The 17,483-nt window shown below is 36.0% G+C and carries 11 protein-coding genes; 5 read left to right on the top strand and 6 right to left on the bottom strand.

Going from position 1 to position 17,483, the window contains the following annotated elements; genetic code table 11:
- Nucleotides 1-262 precede the first annotated feature (262 nt).
- Nucleotides 263-2,308 (top strand): SBBP repeat-containing protein, encoded by a 2,046-nt coding sequence (locus tag HN014_RS02260; protein WP_176027285.1) that lies wholly within the window; start codon nt 263-265, stop codon nt 2,306-2,308.
- Nucleotides 2,309-2,765: 457 nt separating this feature from the next.
- Nucleotides 2,766-5,129, top strand: a complete 2,364-nt coding sequence (locus tag HN014_RS02255; protein WP_176027284.1) for a M20/M25/M40 family metallo-hydrolase — start codon at nt 2,766-2,768, stop codon at nt 5,127-5,129.
- Nucleotides 5,130-5,191: 62 nt separating this feature from the next.
- Here HN014_RS02255 and HN014_RS02250 read toward each other — a convergent pair whose 3' ends face one another.
- The 3 genes from HN014_RS02250 to HN014_RS02240 form a co-directional block, all read right to left on the bottom strand.
- The gene (locus HN014_RS02250) at nt 5,192-7,213 is read right to left on the bottom strand and encodes a M3 family metallopeptidase (RefSeq protein WP_176027283.1); all 2,022 of its coding nucleotides are present in this window, start codon (nt 7,211-7,213) and stop codon (nt 5,192-5,194) included.
- Between the two features lie 787 nt (nt 7,214-8,000).
- Nucleotides 8,001-8,486 carry a 5-(carboxyamino)imidazole ribonucleotide mutase gene (gene purE / locus HN014_RS02245; RefSeq protein ID WP_176027282.1) on the bottom strand — a complete coding sequence of 162 codons (486 nt, stop codon included), beginning with the start codon at nt 8,484-8,486 and terminating at the stop codon, nt 8,001-8,003.
- Entirely contained in the window at nt 8,483-9,643 is a 1,161-nt protein-coding gene (locus tag HN014_RS02240; RefSeq protein WP_176027281.1) for a 5-(carboxyamino)imidazole ribonucleotide synthase, read from the bottom strand. Before HN014_RS02240 ends, purE begins: the two co-directional genes overlap by 4 nt.
- 163 nt (nt 9,644-9,806) lie before the next feature.
- On the opposite strand from HN014_RS02240, the gene HN014_RS02235 reads away from it, so the two are divergent.
- Nucleotides 9,807-10,913 (top strand): adenylate kinase, encoded by a 1,107-nt coding sequence (locus HN014_RS02235; RefSeq protein ID WP_176027280.1) that lies wholly within the window; start codon nt 9,807-9,809, stop codon nt 10,911-10,913.
- 144 nt (nt 10,914-11,057) lie between these two features.
- Nucleotides 11,058-12,056 (top strand): GTPase ObgE, encoded by a 999-nt coding sequence (gene obgE, locus HN014_RS02230; protein WP_176027279.1) that lies wholly within the window; start codon nt 11,058-11,060, stop codon nt 12,054-12,056.
- Nucleotides 12,057-12,068: 12 nt separating this feature from the next.
- On the opposite strand, the gene HN014_RS02225 is transcribed toward obgE, so the two are convergent.
- The 3 genes from HN014_RS02225 to HN014_RS02215 all read right to left on the bottom strand — a co-directional run bounded on the left by HN014_RS02225 (nt 12,069) and on the right by HN014_RS02215 (nt 16,353).
- Nucleotides 12,069-13,088 (bottom strand): MBL fold metallo-hydrolase, encoded by a 1,020-nt coding sequence (locus HN014_RS02225; RefSeq protein ID WP_176027278.1) that lies wholly within the window; start codon nt 13,086-13,088, stop codon nt 12,069-12,071.
- A 14-nt stretch (nt 13,089-13,102) separates the two neighbouring features.
- Nucleotides 13,103-13,837, bottom strand: a complete 735-nt coding sequence (gene epsC / locus HN014_RS02220) for a serine O-acetyltransferase EpsC (RefSeq protein ID WP_176027277.1) — start codon at nt 13,835-13,837, stop codon at nt 13,103-13,105.
- A gap of 131 nt (nt 13,838-13,968) precedes the next feature.
- The gene (locus tag HN014_RS02215) at nt 13,969-16,353 is read right to left on the bottom strand and encodes a TonB-dependent receptor (RefSeq protein WP_176027276.1); all 2,385 of its coding nucleotides are present in this window, start codon (nt 16,351-16,353) and stop codon (nt 13,969-13,971) included.
- 107 nt (nt 16,354-16,460) lie between these two features.
- On the opposite strand from HN014_RS02215, the gene HN014_RS02210 reads away from it, so the two are divergent.
- On the top strand, nt 16,461-17,450 hold the full coding sequence (locus tag HN014_RS02210; protein WP_176027275.1) for an AraC family transcriptional regulator: 990 nt from the start codon (nt 16,461-16,463) through the stop codon (nt 17,448-17,450).
- Nucleotides 17,451-17,483 lie beyond the last annotated feature (33 nt).

Here is a 17,483-nt window from a genome sequence, read left to right as displayed (position 1 = left end):
AATAAAAGGACTTAAGGGGCAGAGGTATTTTTTAGAGGTTCTAAAGAGAAGGATTGCCGTTATTTTTTAGAAAACAGAAAAAGTCATGATAAGCTGATTTAATGAAATGAATTTGTAACGATGGTTAAGGAGGCTAGTCGTCGTCATGTTTAAGACTCTAAAATTAGGATACTTTATAAACTTATTTTGTTATTCATTAAGTCATTTACTTTTTCCATTCTGGAAAGGGTATACTTGGGGAGTAATCCTTAAATTCAACTAGATGAAAAAAAAATATTTTTGCAAAAAACAATCATTATTACTGATGCTTGTAGCTATATGTTATTCAGGTTTGCTGGCGCAACCTAGTTACCGATGGGGGCATACTATTAATGAACAACCACCATATGGAGGTATAGGGGGAGTTAGTTATGGAGAAGGAATCACAATAGATAGTCAGGGCAATATTCTTACTACAGGGTTTTCATATGGGAGTTTTGATTTTGATCCAAGCCCTACGGGGCAGGCAATAACTAATGGAGATAATTCAGCAAATGTTTATATCCAAAAATTAGATAATGAAGGTAATTATCTGTGGCATAGGTATTATGGTGATGAAAGCGCGACTGCATTTGGGGAATCTCTGACTACAGATGCTGATAGTAATATATATATTGTCGGGACTTTTTCAGGAACACTTTTTTTTGGAAATAATGTAAGTATTTCTTCTAATGGTCATACTGATGTATATGTACTAAAACTAGACTCTAATGGAAATGCTATATGGGCTAGGAACTTTGGGCTTTCTGGATATGATGAAGGCGGTGAGATCTTTTATAATAAAGATACAGATGAGCTCTATTTTTCAGGAACGTATTCCACTATTCAGACCCCGTCATCAGTAACGGATGATACTTTCTTGTATAAAATAAGCCCTACCACAGGAAATGATATTTGGTTTAGGACTTATGGTAGTGTTCACCATGAAGAAGGAAATGGTATCACAGGGGATGACTTAGGAAATGTCTATATGACAGGGACTTATTTTAAAAAATTAGACTATCGTGATTTCTCTTCAGGAAATACAGTTGCAAATCTATTGTCAACGGGATCAACAAATCGAAATGCATTTGTTTTGAAAGTTAATTCTAATGGAAATGTAGTATGGGCTAAAGGATTTAATAAACAACCTAATGTGCAACCTGGAGAAAGAATTGAAGGTAATGTAATAACTATAGATGAGAATAGAAATGTCTATATCGCAGGTACTTTTAAGGCGACTGTTGATTTTGATCCAAACGCTACTAATTTTATTGCCTCAAATCAAGGCCTAAAAGATATATATATTGTATCATTAAAGGCTTCAGGAGAGTTTCGATGGTTTCAGCGTGTAGAGGGAGGAAATACGGCAGCATATGATCGAGTAGAAACGATTACTGTAGATAATCAAAATGGAGTGCTCACAGGGGGGACTACTTCTTCTGGAGGCTTGTTTATAAGTAGGCATGCGACCGCTAATGGAAATATACACTGGATTCATAAAGGAGGATCAGGAGATGTAGGAAGTATCGTAACAGGGAATTGTAATCAGGTGTATGCTACCGGAGGTTTATTTTCTAACACGAATGATTTTGATCCGGACATCAATACAACTCTTTCATTACCACTTATAGGTCATACTAATGCATTTAATATAGCATGGGGGGCTAATACTCCTCCTGTATTAGATCCAGCATTTACATATGAAGTATGTATGACTACATTAAAAGTAGCAGGAGTAAATCAAGTGGCAGGAGCGAATCCGAACTCCGATTGGCATCTTATAGAATACTTTCCGGGGACAAGTACCGAAATAGTAAGAGAAAGTATTTATTGGTGGCAACAACCAGCGCCTTATCTATACCATACAAATCCTATAGTATTTAATTATCAATTACAGCCAAGACGTTATTATTATGTAAAACATGGGGTGTATTTAAATGAGTGTGCACCTTGGAAAGAAGCCAGAAAATATGGAATTACAACCAATAATATTCCTTGCCCAAGAGGAAAAATAGCTGAACTTTCAATACAAAAAACAATACAAAAACAGCTGCCTAACCTGGAAAGTGTAAAGTTGTTCCCTAATCCAGTAAATAATATGCTAAATATAGAATTTGGGACTTCAAAAATCATGTCTTATACGATCTTAGATTTTTCGGGAAAGCGCGTTATGGAAAAAGAATATTTAAACGGTGCTGTAGATGTGTCAGGTCTAAAGTCAGGAAATTATATGCTTCAAATAAAAACAGCTAATGGTGTGTATGTTAAAAGATTTGTAAAAGAATAATCCTAACTGTGAATAAAAAAGTCTTCTACAATTATATTTAGAAGACTTTTTCTATTTCCTGAGATATAGTAAAAATACCCTTGTTTTTTTGGATAATATCAAAAAGTCAAGATGGATTTTATTGTGCCTTACATCATTGCCGGAAAAAAGGAGTGGTTTTTAGTAAGTGATGGTAAGTACTGTATTATCTCACTATGAATAGATATTTTCAAAAAGCTTTTTTTGTTCTAGCATAAAATTTTCTATGTGTATGCTTTCTTTTTTTGGTTTCCAGCGTGTTTTAAATAGTACGATAATAAAAGCACTTAGGCGACAGATGTATTGTATAGTTGTTCTAAAGAAAACGATTGTTGCTGTTTAAAGAGAAGTGAAAACAGTTTTTATTTTGAGGAGATGCCGTTGTTATGTTGTCGTAAAAATATGTATGTTAGGAACATAACACAAACTCACTTTAAAAATGAAAAAAATAAATTTATTTATTTCAGTGCTCTTGGTATGTCTATATGTTTCCAATGGATATGCACAGCAAGAGAAAAAAGAAATGTTCTACGCGACAATGGAAACAAAAGATGCTATAGCTCTAAAAAAAGGACATCCCGAAGATGTGAAAGTAATTGCTTCTAAAAATGGTTTTAGTGCTGTGATGCTAAGCCATAATGCCGCAGAAGAATTACATCACAAGGTATTGGTTCATGGACCAGGTTTTGTTTATGAACATTCAGAAAAAGATGCACTTCGAACTATCGAAAATGAACAAAATAGGAAATCGACACAGCGAAGAGTTTCTTATACGATTACTCAGGATCGATTGGTTAAAGAAAGTTTGGATTTGGTTAATAATGTAAATATCGCCAACCAGATAAAGGAGTTGGAGCGATATGGGACCAGATATCATACAACTAGTAAGGCCAAGCAATCAGTTACAGATTTAAAAAGAAAATGGGAGCAACTAGCTGGAAACAGGAGTGATGTTTCTGTCCGGTTAGTTAATCATAACAGTACCTCAATGCCATCATTAGTCATGACGATCAGAGGAACAGAAAAACCTGATGATTATGTCATTATAGGAGGGCATATTGACTCTGTAAGTCCAGAAAGAACAACGAATGCTCCTGGAGCAGATGATAATGCATCTGGTATTGCCACTATAACCGAAGCGGCAAGGGTGTTATTTCAAATGAATTTTAAGCCGAAACGAACCATAGAGTTTATGGCATATGCAGCTGAAGAAGTTGGGTTGAGAGGGTCTAAAGAAATTGCAGAAGACTATAAGCGAAGAAATGTAAATGTTGTTGGTTATGTGCAGTTTGATATGACTAATTATAAAGGGTCTTCCAGAGATATCTATATTACTGATGATAGTTATAATAGCCAGACATTAAATAGTTTTTTGCGACAGTTAATGGATCATTACAATGCTTCGGGGACACATAAGTTTACGTACGGAACCTCTAGATGTAATTATGGATGTTCTGATCATTATAGCTGGGCGCAACAGGGATATCAGGTTTCTTTCCCGATAGAAGCTACTTTCAGGGAGAGTAATCCTAATATTCATACGACAAGGGATACTTTCGACAGGTCACCAACCCCAAATGCGACTCATGCAGCCAAGTTTACGAAATTAGCGTTAGAGTTTTTAATAGAAGTAGGAAATGGAGTTAGTGGCGGAGGAGACCCGGTTTACTGTGCTTCTAAAGGGAAAAAAGTAACTGATGAGTACATTGGAAATGTAAAATTAGGAAGTATTGATAATACAACCGATGGATCTAATGGTTATGGGGATCACACAGGAATTTCTACAAATTTATCAAAAGGAAGTTCACATACAATAACGATTACTCCTAAATGGTCAGGGACGGCATATGATGAAGGGTATGCTGTATGGATTGATTATAATCAGGATAAAGATTTTAAAGATGCTGGAGAATTGGTCTGGAGTAAGGCTGCTTCCAAAACCAGTCCGGTTAATGGAAGTTTTACAGTGCCTTCTTCTGCAAAGAATGGGAGAACACGAATGCGGGTGTCTATGAAGTATAACGGGATCCCGACAGCTTGTGAAACATTCGATTACGGCGAAGTAGAAGATTATACAGTAGTGATTGGAGGAACTACAGGAGGTGACACACAAGCTCCTTCGGTGCCTGGTGGGCTGACGTCTTCTAATGTGACGCAGAATTCATGTACCCTTTCATGGAATGCTTCTACTGATAATGTAGGTGTGACAGGCTATATACTGTATAGAGGATCTACTAATTTAGGAACTGTGTCCGGAACGTCTAAAAATGTTTCTGGATTAGCTGCCAGTACAACCTATGAGTTTAAGATTAAGGCTAAAGATGCTGCGGGGAATGAATCTGCTTTTAGTGATGCGATACGTGTGACAACTACAGGTAATAGTGGGGATATCTGTGATGGAGTTCCTGCATATGATTCATCTCAGAATTACCAGGTTGGAGATAAGGTGACTTATTTTGGACGTTTGTACGAGAAAACAAGTAGTAGCTGGAGGTTTTTAGGGAACTGTGGTACTTCAGGGAAGAGTACTTTGAAAAAAGGAGAAATGTTGGTTGAAGATGCAGCAGTGATTCAGTTTTCTCCTAATCCTGTTAAAGAAGAATATCTGACAATTTCAATTGGAAATGAATTGTGGAAAGTGAAAAAACTCCTGATTTCTGATATGAATGGAAAAATTATCAGAAAAATAGCTTTAACAGATAAAATAACCAAGTTACTGATTTCTGATCTTGCCTCGGGAACTTACTTTATTTCACTGGAAGGAAGTGCTAAAAAATACACTCAGCAATTGTTGAGAGAATAACGGTCAATAACCATACTAATTGTAAAAGCCATTACCTTTTTTCTAAGGTAATGGCTTTTTCTTTAAGCGATTAAACCGGCACGTTTGAGTAAGGCTTCTGGTTTGGGTTCCTGTCCTCTAAAACGTTTGTATAATACCATTGGGTTTTCTGTTCCTCCTTTAGAGAGTACATTATCTCTGAATTTATGAGCGGTTTTTTCATTAAATATGCCGTTCTCTTTAAAGTATTCAAATGCATCAGCATCCAGTACTTCTGCCCATTTGTAGGAATAGTATCCAGAAGAGTATCCTCCTTGAAAAATATGAGAAAAAGCTACACTCATACAGTTTTCTGCTACTTCAGGGTATAAGGAAGTTTCCTGGAAAATAGTTTTTTCATGTTCTTTTACATTGGTAATTGCAGAAGGATCTTTGGCATGCCATGACATGTCTAATAGCCCGAAGCTCAATTGACGTAAGGTCGCCATTCCTTCCTGAAAAGTAGCAGATGCTTTTATTTTTTCTACTAATTCCATAGGAAGCAATGCTCCAGTTTCATAATGTTTAGCGAATAATTCTAGTGCCTCTTTTTCATAGCACCAGTTTTCTAATATTTGGCTTGGGAGCTCTACAAAATCCCAGTATACATTGGTTCCAGAAAGACTGGGATAGGTTGTGTTTGCAAGCATACCATGCAGTGCGTGACCAAATTCATGGAACAATGTTGTAACCTCATTAAAAGTTAATAAAGACGGTTTGCTAGGAGTGGGTTTTGTGAAGTTGCAAACAATAGAGACATGAGGTCTGATATTTTTGCCTTCTTTTTTCATCTGAGGTTTATAAGAAGTCATCCAGGCTCCATTTCTTTTACCTGCTCTTGGGTGAAAATCCGCATAGAGTAAAGAAATAAAATTTCCTTCTTTGTCTTTTACATTATATGTTTTAACTTCTTCATGATAGGTATCGATATCAAAAACCTCTTCAAATTCCAGACCGAACAATTTAGATGAGACCTGGAAGACCCCATTGATAACATTCTCCAGTTTGAAATAAGGTTTTAGTTTTTCATCATCCAGGTTAAAACGTTTTTGTTTTAGTTTTTCGGAATAATAAGCCCCATCCCATTTTTGAAGCTGATCTATACCATCTAAGTCTTTGGCAAATTGCTCTAATTCTTCATACTCTCTACTAGCAGCAGGCTTGGCTTTTTGAAGGATTTCATTTAGAAAGGAAGTGACATTCTCTGGTGTTTCTGCCATGCGTTCTTCCAGAACATAATGCGCATGCGAATTGTACCCTAAAAGTTGAGCGCGTTGATGTCTTAGGGTAACAATTCTTAAAACAATTTCCTGATTGTCATGTTGATCCCCATGGAATCCCTTAGAACCAAAAGCCATGGATAGTTTTTTTCGAAGCGCTCTGTTAGAAGCATATGTCATAAAAGGGATGTAGCTAGGATAATCCAAAGTGATAATCCATCCTTCTTTATTTTTACTTTTGGCAATGGCTTGTGCGGCTTCTTTAGCCCCTTCTGGCAGTCCATCCAGATCAGATTCCTGGATGAGGTGTAATTCGAATTTATTAGTTTCTGCTAGCACATTTTCTCCAAAAGACAAGCTCAATTGAGCTAATTCTTTATCGATATTTCGAAGTTGCTCTTTTTTGTCATTAGGCAATTTAGCTCCGTTTCGGGAAAAAGACTTATATCTTTTATCCAGTAAGGTAATTTGTTCTTCAGAAAGTGTAAGCTCGTCTTTTTGATTGTATACACTTTCAATTCGATTAAAGAGTTCAATGTTTAATGCGATATCATTCCTGAATTCAGATAGTAGAGGAGATATTTTCTGAGCAGCTTGCTGGATCTCATCTGTGGTTTCTGCACTATTTAGATTAAAGAAAATACTGGTAATTCGATCCAGTAATGCGCCACTATAATCCAATGCTTCAATTGTATTCGAAAAAGAAGGTGTCTCGGTAGTATTAACTATGGAGTCTATTTCTTTTTTAGCCTTGTCAATTGCTTCCTGAATGGCAGGAAGAAAATGTGCAGGTTGTATCTTGGAGAAGGGGGAATGGTCAAATAATTCTAATAATGGATTATTCATTTTATAAATACTGTTTAGTTTTTTGTTAAATACTATGTTTTTTGTCGAAAAAGTGTGCTTTTAATCGAAAATTGCCTTTTTATTATGGTTTTTATTGCTCTACCTAATATTAATACCAGTAGATTTGCCATAGGTTTATTAGTAATGGTTAAGCTATAGAAAAATAAACATTATTGCTATTAGGGGTATGAATAACAATAATTATTTCTTTAGTAAGACCAAATATATTGAAAGAGCCACAAACCTGTGGCTCTTTTTTTATTTTACTCAATTTATAAAAAAAGACTTTCTTTATCTGGATTGCTATATTTTAAGAAAAAAAAAGTAACTTTATGAGTATGAAGGAGGTTTGATTCCTTGTCGAAAAAACAAAATTATACCTTCTGTTTTCTTTCTTTTTTGGCTTTATTGAGACATAATTTTACGGTTTTACATCAATACTGTGAAGTTTTTTCTTTCTTTTGTTTGTTTAGTAAGGCTTAATTTGTGTATTTCATCGGTTTTTTATGTATTTTCATCGAAAAGTTATATTTTTTATGAATACTTTTATTGCGTAATAAAAGTAAGGTTTTACCTTTGTTATAGGTTTTAAGAGTAGGGTTATACAACATTTTTTTTGTGTAATATATTTAAGTTGGTTAATAAATATTGTTATAATTGTTGTATGACCTAATAAAAAAAGAGTCACTTTCTGTGACTCTTTTTGCTTTTTGAGGTTTTTTGAGACATTATTTTCTGGTACTCAATCCTCTGGATTTATATGTTTTTAGAACCGTACCTAAATAATTTACTGTTGGATTTCTTTGGCTCCTTTTATAACCTTTTGTTTTAGCCCTTCTTTATATATCTGAACTTTGTCCAAAACACATTTATCAGTTGCTCCAATAATCTGAGCAGCTAATATCCCTGCATTAAGCGCTCCGTCAAGAGCTACTGTAGCTACAGGAACCCCTCCAGGCATTTGTAATATAGATAATACAGAATCCCATCCATCGATCGAATTTCTCGATTTTACAGGAACCCCGATAACTGGTAATGGAGATAAGGAAGCAACCATTCCAGGAAGATGTGCTGCGCCTCCAGCTCCTGCTATAATGACATTGATTCCTCTGGTATGGGCATTTTTTCCATAGTCAAAAAGTTTATCAGGAGTTCTGTGAGCAGATACGATATCTACTTCTACTTCAATATCGAATCCCTTTAGTACTTCGATGGCTTTTTCCATAATGGGCATATCACTTGTACTACCCATAATTATTCCTACTTTACTCATGGCTTACTTATTACCTTTATTGTGTTTTTTACTTTTTCTGCAATTTTTCTTGCTTCAGATATATTTTCATGTACGATCGTTACATGTCCCATTTTTCTAAAAGGGCGTGTTTCTTTCTTACCGTATATGTGTGGAGTTACTCCATTCATTTGCATAATGGTGTCAATGTCTTCATAAATAACATTTCCTGTGTGCCCTTCTGCTCCTACAAGGTTGACCATAATTCCGCCTACTTTACTATCAGTAGCTCCCAGAGGAAGATCCAGAATAGCTCTGATATGTTGTTCGAATTGATTCGTGTAACTGGCTTCTATACTGTAGTGCCCACTATTATGAGGTCTTGGAGCAACTTCATTAACAAGGATATCATCCGTTTGTGTCTGGAACATTTCTACAGCCAATATACCAACATGTTGGAATGCTTCGGATACTTGTTTGGCAACAGCTCTTGCTTTTTGGGCAACACCATCACTCACTCTGGCCGGACAAATAACATATTCTACCTGATTCGCTTCCGGGTGAAATTCCATTTCTACCACAGGATATGATTTTATCTCTCCAGAGGCGCTTCTGACAACAATAACAGCCAGTTCATTTTTGAAATGAATCATGTCTTCAGCGATGCATTCTGTGTCAGGAAGAGTTGTAAGGTCTTCAGGTTTTCGGATCACGGCTACTCCATTACCATCATACCCTCCCTGCGTACTTTTCCATACAAAAGGGAATGTTATTTCACCATTGTCTACCTGTTTTTTTAATTCCTGAAGTGTTGAGAATTTCTGGAAAGCGGCTGTTGGAATTTGCTGGTCTTTATAAAAAAGCTTTTGTCGTCCTTTGTTTTGAATTTTTTCGAGGGTATCAGCACTTGGGTATACTTTTTTTCCTTCTTTTTCTAATTGCTTTAAGGCATTGATGTTAACGGTTTCTATCTCGAATGTTAATACGTCTACTTTTTTTCCAAAATTATAGACGGTGTCATAATCCATTAAATCACCTTTTTCAAAATAATTACAAGCAATCTTGCTTGGGGCATCATCACTGGGATCCAGGACATATGTCTGAATATCATATTTACGAGTTTCATAAAGCATCATCTTTCCTAATTGTCCTCCTCCTAAGATACCTAGTTTAAAATCGGATGAAAAATAATTGATCATAAAAAAATAAAATGTTTGGTATATGGGGCAAAAATAATTTTTTAAAAAGTAAAAACCACAATATTACGATCTAAATGCAAGGAGTAAACTGTTATAAGTATGATTTGTAATCATTATCTTTGCCACCTGATAACGTCAAACCTTATAAAATTTAGGGGTAAACATGATTAAATTACATGATTTAGAATTTGAGCCATTATTGCCAGAAGAAGCAATTAGTAAAGCAATAGATGGACTTGCTGAAGAACTTAACAGAGACCTGGCAGGAAAAAAACCATTGTTTCTAGCAGTGCTGAATGGTGCTTTTATGTTTGCTTCAGAAGTATTAAAGAGGTTTGATCATGATTGTGAAATAAGTTTCGTGAAACTTTCATCGTATGAAGGAACCGGATCTACAGAACAGGTTCATGAACTGATCGGTTTGACAGAAAAGGTGTCAGATCGGACTGTGGTTGTTCTGGAAGATATTGTAGATACGGGAAATACGATTGCAATATTATCAGATATGATGAAAGATCAGGGATGTAAAGATTTTAGAATTGCTACCTTGTTTTTTAAACCGGAAGCATATACCAGATCGATTCATATCGATTATAAAGCATTAGATATTCCTAATAAATTTATTGTAGGGTATGGTCTCGATTATGACGGATTGGGCCGTAATCTTACTGCGATATACCAATTAAAAACAAAACATATGACAAATCTAGTGTTATTTGGTCCTCCGGGAGCAGGTAAAGGAACACAAGCAGAAGTATTAAAAGAGAAATATAGCCTGGTACACATTTCTACAGGTGATGTGTTTAGATATAATATCAAAAACGCAACCGAATTAGGAACATTGGCAAAATCATATATCGATAAAGGACAGTTGGTTCCTGATGAGGTAACAATTAATATGCTAAGTGCAGAAGTAGAAAAAAATGCAGATGCCAAAGGGTTTATTTTTGATGGATTTCCTAGAACAGAGGCGCAAGCTGATGCATTGACTACTTTATTAGAGAGCAAAGGAACAGGAGTGAATGCAATGGTGGCTTTAGAAGTAGATGATGAGGTGTTGGTACAGCGTCTTTTAGAAAGAGGAAAAACTTCTGGAAGAGCAGATGATGCTGATGAGTCTGTCATCCGAAATAGAATTAAAGTGTATTATGATGAAACTGCAATTCTAAAAGGATATTACGAAAAACTTGATAAGTATTATGGAGTTGATGGAGTAGGAGCTGTTGAGGAGATTACCAATAGATTGAGTGAGGTTATAGATACCTTATAAATAGGATCTAAGTATAAAAAATAGAAAGGTCAGTATATATTTGACCAAATTATAATTATAAAAGTATTCATATTAGAAAGGCGATATTTTCGTGAAGCGGTTAATATGGATACTTTTTTATGATAAAGAAATATAAGGAGCGTTATGACAGAGGGGAATTTTGTTGATTATGTAAAGTTACATGTTACTTCCGGAAATGGAGGGAAAGGTTCAGTACACTTACATAGAGAGAAATATATAACCAAAGGAGGTCCAGATGGAGGAGATGGAGGTCGAGGAGGGCATATCATTCTCAGAGCAAATCCTAATATGTGGACATTGTATCACCTAAAGTTCAAAAGGCACTTCAGAGCAGGTCATGGAGAACATGGAAGTAAAAACAGAAGTACTGGAGCTGATGGAGAAGATATATTTGTTGATGTACCTCTGGGAACTGTTATACGCGAAACAGAAACGCAGAAAATCCTTCATGAAATAGTAGAAGAAGGTCAGGAAATAATCATAGCAGAAGGAGGAATGGGAGGTCGAGGAAACTGGCATTTCAAAAGCTCGGTTAATCAGACACCTCGGTATGCACAACCAGGAATTCCCGGGGAAGAGATTAACATAACCTTAGAATTAAAGGTGCTGGCAGATGTCGGTTTGGTAGGATTTCCTAACGCGGGAAAGTCTACATTATTATCTGTTATAACAGCTGCTAAACCTAAGATAGCAGATTATGAGTTTACGACCCTAAAGCCTAATTTAGGGATTGTAGAATACAGGAATTTTCAGACATTTGTCATGGCAGATATTCCTGGGATTATTGAAGGAGCAGCAGAAGGTAAGGGGATAGGGCATCGGTTTTTACGACATATCGAGCGAAACTCCACTTTATTATTTTTAATTCCTGCAGATGCTCCCGATATTAAGAAACAGTATGAAATCCTGCTTGATGAGCTGAGACGTTATAACCCGGAACTATTGGATAAGGAACGATTGGTAGCAATTTCTAAGTGTGATATGCTGGATGAAGAGCTGGAAGCAGAATTAAAAGAACAGTTAGATGCAGCATTTACGATTCCCTACGTGTTTATTTCTTCTGTTGCACAACAAGGGTTACAGGGGCTAAAAGATAAACTTTGGCAAATGCTCAATGCTTGATTTTTTATCGTCTTATAGTGCGATAATATCATGAATTTGTGCAATGTTGAACCCTTGTGTCAAAACACGCTGTGCTTGCTTACTTTGTGCATTAATAACAGGATTGGTGTGGTTGAAATGAATGAAGTATACCTTGCTTTTTTCTGCTGTTGATAATCCTTTGAATGTACGCATGCTTTCTATAATAAAAGGATGCGGGATCTCGGAAATGTCTCGGTTGTTTATTTCTTCTCCGTCAAAAAAAGTAGCATCTATAAAGGCATAGTCTACACTGGCAATAGCATCAATTATATTGGTGTCCCACTTTTCCCATTTGTCGATATCAGGAATAAACAATGCTTTTTTATTAGGACCGGTGATGTAATATCCGACAGTTTCGGAATATTCATCACGATGAGGGACTGTAAAAGGTGTAACTTGGATGGCAGGCGTTAATGTTATTTCTTTTTTGTTTTCAAGGGGAAGGATCTGAATGTTTTCATTGGTTACAAGTTGACTCCATGGACCATTCTTTTCCAGAAAATCTTTCATTTTAGGCATTGCGTATACAGGTGCTTTTTTGGCATTAGTAGCTTCTTTTCCCAGATACATTAAACCAGTATAATGACCAATATGTGCATGTGTCAAAAAAATACCATCAGGAATTTCTTCCTGTCGGTTAGTGATAAGCTTCTTTAAGGTTTTTAATTGAGTGGTGATGTCCGGGGTTGCTTCGAATAAAAATGTCTTATTTGATATAGGATCGATTACTCCGAGAGAAACCACTTTTCGATTTGCATCAGGTGTGTCAAATAATGAAGTACAACAGCTTTTTTTACAACCTATATGAGGGGAGCCTGCATCCTGGATGGTGCCGAGAATAACAATAGAAGGAGAATCGATAGATGAAGTGGGTGCTTCTGATGTTTGTTGTTGTTTGGTATTTGTAGTTATCAGAGAAGGGATTTCTGAAGTAGTTTTTTGAGAAGATTGATTGCAGGAAATCAATTGTAAGCCCAAAAAAGTAACGATAAGAATTCTGTGTATTGTCATTCGTTTGCGTTTTTTTAAAGTAATTTTTTGGATCTTCCTACTGATTTAGCAGGAATACCGGCGACGGTTGTATGAGGAGGAACGTTTTTAAGAACTACACTACCCGCAGCAATGTTAACGTGATCTGCTATATGTATATTTCCTAGAATTACTGCTCCGGTACCGATAACTACATGATCCTTGATTTTAGGATGACGATCGCCATTTTCATGCCCTGTACTTCCCAAAGTTACCTGATGAAAAATAACACAGTAATCTCCTACCTGAGCCGTTTCTCCAATGACAATGCCGATTCCGTGATCTATGATAGTTCCTTTGCCGATTTGGGCATTTGGATGAATGTCAATGGTGTATAGTTCAATGATTCTGCTATGGAAGAACTTAGCAGTTTGTAGCTGATTCTGAGTAAACAAAAAACGAGAAATACGATACATGCAAGTAGCGAGAAAACCTCTGGAGAATAAAAGGATTTCCAGGTATGTATGACAGGCAAAATCTCTTTTGAAATACTCTTTCAGATCAGTGGTAATAAAAAGCCTGATCATATCATTATCCTTTAGAATAGGAGTAATGATTGTAGCTAAAGTTTGCTGACTAAATACGGAAGTCGCTAGTTTATCACTAAGAATATATGTAAGGACACCCCAGAATCCTTCTTCTGTAGGGAGAGCGTTGGTTAGCTGAGTTATAAACGGCTCTTTTTTTTCTGCTGCTATGATTTCGTCATAGATCGTTTTCCAGATGTCCATTATGAATCTTTTTTTTTACAAAATAAGACTTTTATTTATGGAAATATGGTTCTTGGGAAATGTTTAAAAAAATTAAGGTGGATTTTCACTACAAAGAAAATCCACCTTAATTAAAAAAAGCGAAAAGTCAATTATAACTTATAGGTAAAACCTACATTAACATTAAGAGGTTTTTGTGGCATACCATAAGCGTTATAGTATTCCTTGTCAAACATGTTGTTTATTTTGAAACCGATACGATAATTCGGCTGGTCGTAGAAAATAGTTCCGTCAAATGTGGTATAATCATTGGCCCAGAAGCTATTGTCTAAACTACTTACCTGATAGATTTTACTCATATGATTTCCTCCGAATCCGGCACCTAAACCACTAAGTTGCCCTTTAAGTACTCTATAACTAATCCAGAAATTAGCAACTGTTTCCGGAGTTAATGTTAGCTGTCTTCCGTCGAATTGAGGATTTGCATGTTTTTTGTGTTCTGAGTGATTGTATGTGTATCCTAATACCATATTTAATCCAGGGAGAGGATTTGCGATTAAATCTGCTTCAATTCCCGAGCTTACAATTTCTCCGTCCTGAGTAGAGAATCCATTGAAACGACGAATGGCATTATCAATTGTAATGTTGTAATAGCTAACAGTACTTTTAATTTTACCATCTAGTAGATTTAGTTTTACTCCGGTTTCCCATTGGTTTACTTCTTCTGGATCGAAATCTACAATTTCTCCTTCAGCGTCCATGATTCCAGGGGCTACATTTTTAAAACCATTCATATAATTACCAAATATTCCTAGCTTATCCCCAAATGGATTGTAAACGATTCCGGCATTATAAGAAATGTTATTTTGATTGTATCCTCCCCGAGAGATTCCATTACTTATACTTGGGTCATTCATAAAACGATCAAAACGGATTCCTCCTAGCAAGGTTAGTTTTTTCTGAATAGTGATCGCGTCCGAAATGTATGCTGCTAAGTTTTTGTTTCCTGTTTCACGAGCAGCAATGCTACCATCAGCTTCATCAAGCCCCCTGCGTGTAATAGGAGGTACTATAGTGTTTTCTCCATTTAATACAATTTGATCATATGGGAAATTCCAATGTGATCTTCCGTTTACAACAGGACCGTTTTTAATAGTGAAGTCCCAGAAAGTATTCACATAATTAACTCCGATAACTATTTTGTTTTCGATAGCATCACTTGTATGGATCCCCTGAAAATCCTGGCGTAAGTCTAATGTTCCTCCATTTCCATGGCTGAACTGAATGATCCCTCTGTTAATCGTATCTTTGGCAATTGCTTCCAGATACACATAATTATCAGTTAGGTGGTAATTATTAGATGAAATAGACGTTTTGGAAATCCAGTTATCTGTGATTTTATAGTTTGCAAATAATTGATATAATTGTGATTTTACGTCTCCTGCTGCCTCATTAGAAGTATAACTTTCGTTATAATCCCAGTTGATATCATCCCAGCTATTTGCTCCTTCGATGCCTCCTCTGGCAATTCCTCTAGCAAAATTCTTGGTTTTTTTGCTATGATTGATTTCAGCATTGAACTCCAGATCAAGTTTGTCACTAACCTTATGAGTAATGCTAGGAGCTACCATAAAAGAACGGTGGAATCCCTGGTTTTGGAAACTGTTTTCAGAATGATAAGCACCGTTTACTCGCAATAATGTTTTGTTTTCTTTGTCAAGAGCTGTGTTGAAATCTACCGTAAAACGATTCAGATCCCAGCTACCTAATGTGTAAGAAACATCTAATTTTTTTCCTTCAAAAGGTTTCTTAGTAACAAGGTTAACCAATCCTCCGTAATATCCGGCACCGAATAATACAGAAGAAGGTCCTTTGATTACTTCGATACGATCAATGTTTTGTGGATCGATAGGGTATTTAGTATATACTCTTAGTCCGTTTTTGATATTAGAATCCGCTCTGAAACCTCTGGCATATACAGATGCGAATCCCTGATTACCTTCTACATATCCTCCTCCTGTGATACTTTTTAGGGCAGAAGGTAGATCAGTATTGATTTGCTCTTTTAGTAACTCACTACTTACTACTGTATATGATTGAGGGTTGTTGATGTTTTTTAGAGGTAAACGTGCTACCTGCTCTGTTTCTTTTCTGGCAAACTGATTTAGACGTTCTGCAATGACGATCACCTCTTGTAGTTTTTGTTCATCAACTTCGAGAGTAATGTCCTTTACGGAAGTGATTCCTTCTTCGGCTACCTGTACATTTATTGTCTGGGATTTGAGTCCGATAAGTGAAAATACGAATTCGTAATCACCGGCATCTACATTGTGAAAAGTGTATGTTCCATTTTGATCTGTAAGAGCTCCTCTTGCAGTGTTGTTTATTAATACATTGATGTAAGCAGCAGGTTGTCCGTCTGATGTAAAGACTTTTCCTGTAATACTGTTGGTTGCCTGTGAATACCCGGCACTACCAAGTAGTAAAAAGGTGATTACCAGAATAGCGTTACCAATACGCATTGATAAATTCTTCATTTTTTTATTAATTTGGATTTAATTTAAATAGTAACTTTGCAAAGGTATTGGGAGGGTGAAATGATGAATAACGCATTAGGTATTTTGACTGCCGCAAAAGGGAATAAATGAAAAGTAGAATTAAAAGTGATATTTTAGGAGGGGTTATTGAGAAGACGTATTCTGATGACTTTGAAACAGATACGTTATTGGAAGATCGGCAGGAAGTAAATTTTAAGGGAATCAAAGGGACTACGGCAGATATCCAGTTAAACGGAGTTTTTCTGCAGACTAAAGATGTAGAAATAGATGTAGACTCTCCTTATGAAGCAGAAGTGGAACACGATTTCCCTTTTTTAAAGTTGCATTTCGAAATTGAAGGAAGTAATGTGTATACACCATATAATAAAAAAAGTGTACCTATAAATATACCAAGTGGGCACTATAATTTATTTTACTTGCCTAAGGTGAAAGGGAAATTGACTTTTGATACCCAAAGACGGAAAACACTTGAAATTAAATTTACGGAACGCTACCTGAAACGGATTTTTGATGCCAGCTATAAAAAAGCGATTTCTCATTTTGGAGAAGCTATGGAAAACAAAGAGCCTTTTGTAATGTGGAAAAAAAGCAAGCCTATTTCTCCGAAATTGCAATTGATTATCGATGATATTTTAGGGTGTACGTATACGAATTCCATCCGAAAGGTTTATTTAGAATCCAAAGTAGCTGAAATTTTTTCAATTCTTTTTGATATTATTGAGAAACAGGGGAATGCGGAAGATGCCATATCATTGAGTGCGATTGATTATGCAAAGATTATCGATGCCGAAAAAATCCTTCGAAAAAATATTAAGACACCTCCAACCATTTCAGAATTAGTGCTCCAGGTAGGGCTAAACAGTTTTAAACTCAAGAAAGATTTTAAGAAAGTGTTTGGGAAACCTGTATTTGCTTACCTGACCGAGTTGCGTATGGAACATGCCAAAAAAATGATTCTGGAAGAAGGATATACGGTTTCTGAGGCTTCCTATGAAGTCGGATATAAAAATCCTCAACATTTTACAGCGGCATTTAAGAAAAAATTTCAATACCTGCCTAGTGTTCTAAAAGAGTAGCCCTGGTCATTGTACGATCAGATATTCAGAAAG

Source organism: Aquimarina sp. TRL1, assembly GCF_013365535.1.
In the GTDB taxonomy this organism is placed as follows: Bacteria; Bacteroidota; Bacteroidia; order Flavobacteriales; family Flavobacteriaceae; genus Aquimarina; species Aquimarina hainanensis.
The sequence above is the reverse complement of the archived record's forward strand: the minus strand, read 5'-3'. Positions and strand labels throughout refer to the sequence as shown.

Excerpts from the sequence above, each read along its gene's own strand:
- HN014_RS02210 (WP_176027275.1), top strand. The coding sequence starts at position 16,461 with ATGAAAAGTAGAATTAAAAGTGATATTTTAGGAGGGGTTATTGAGAAG.
- HN014_RS02240 (WP_176027281.1), bottom strand. The coding sequence starts at position 9,643 with ATGATCAATTATTTTTCATCCGATTTTAAACTAGGTATCTTAGGAGGA.
- HN014_RS02255 (WP_176027284.1), top strand. The coding sequence starts at position 2,766 with ATGAAAAAAATAAATTTATTTATTTCAGTGCTCTTGGTATGTCTATAT.
- obgE (WP_176027279.1), top strand. The coding sequence starts at position 11,058 with ATGACAGAGGGGAATTTTGTTGATTATGTAAAGTTACATGTTACTTCC.
- purE (WP_176027282.1), bottom strand. The coding sequence starts at position 8,486 with ATGAGTAAAGTAGGAATAATTATGGGTAGTACAAGTGATATGCCCATT.
- HN014_RS02250 (WP_176027283.1), bottom strand. The coding sequence starts at position 7,213 with ATGAATAATCCATTATTAGAATTATTTGACCATTCCCCCTTCTCCAAG.
- HN014_RS02215 (WP_176027276.1), bottom strand. The coding sequence starts at position 16,353 with ATGAAGAATTTATCAATGCGTATTGGTAACGCTATTCTGGTAATCACC.
- HN014_RS02235 (WP_176027280.1), top strand. The coding sequence starts at position 9,807 with ATGATTAAATTACATGATTTAGAATTTGAGCCATTATTGCCAGAAGAA.
- HN014_RS02225 (WP_176027278.1), bottom strand. The coding sequence starts at position 13,088 with ATGACAATACACAGAATTCTTATCGTTACTTTTTTGGGCTTACAATTG.
- HN014_RS02260 (WP_176027285.1), top strand. The coding sequence starts at position 263 with ATGAAAAAAAAATATTTTTGCAAAAAACAATCATTATTACTGATGCTT.
- epsC (WP_176027277.1), bottom strand. The coding sequence starts at position 13,837 with ATGGACATCTGGAAAACGATCTATGACGAAATCATAGCAGCAGAAAAA.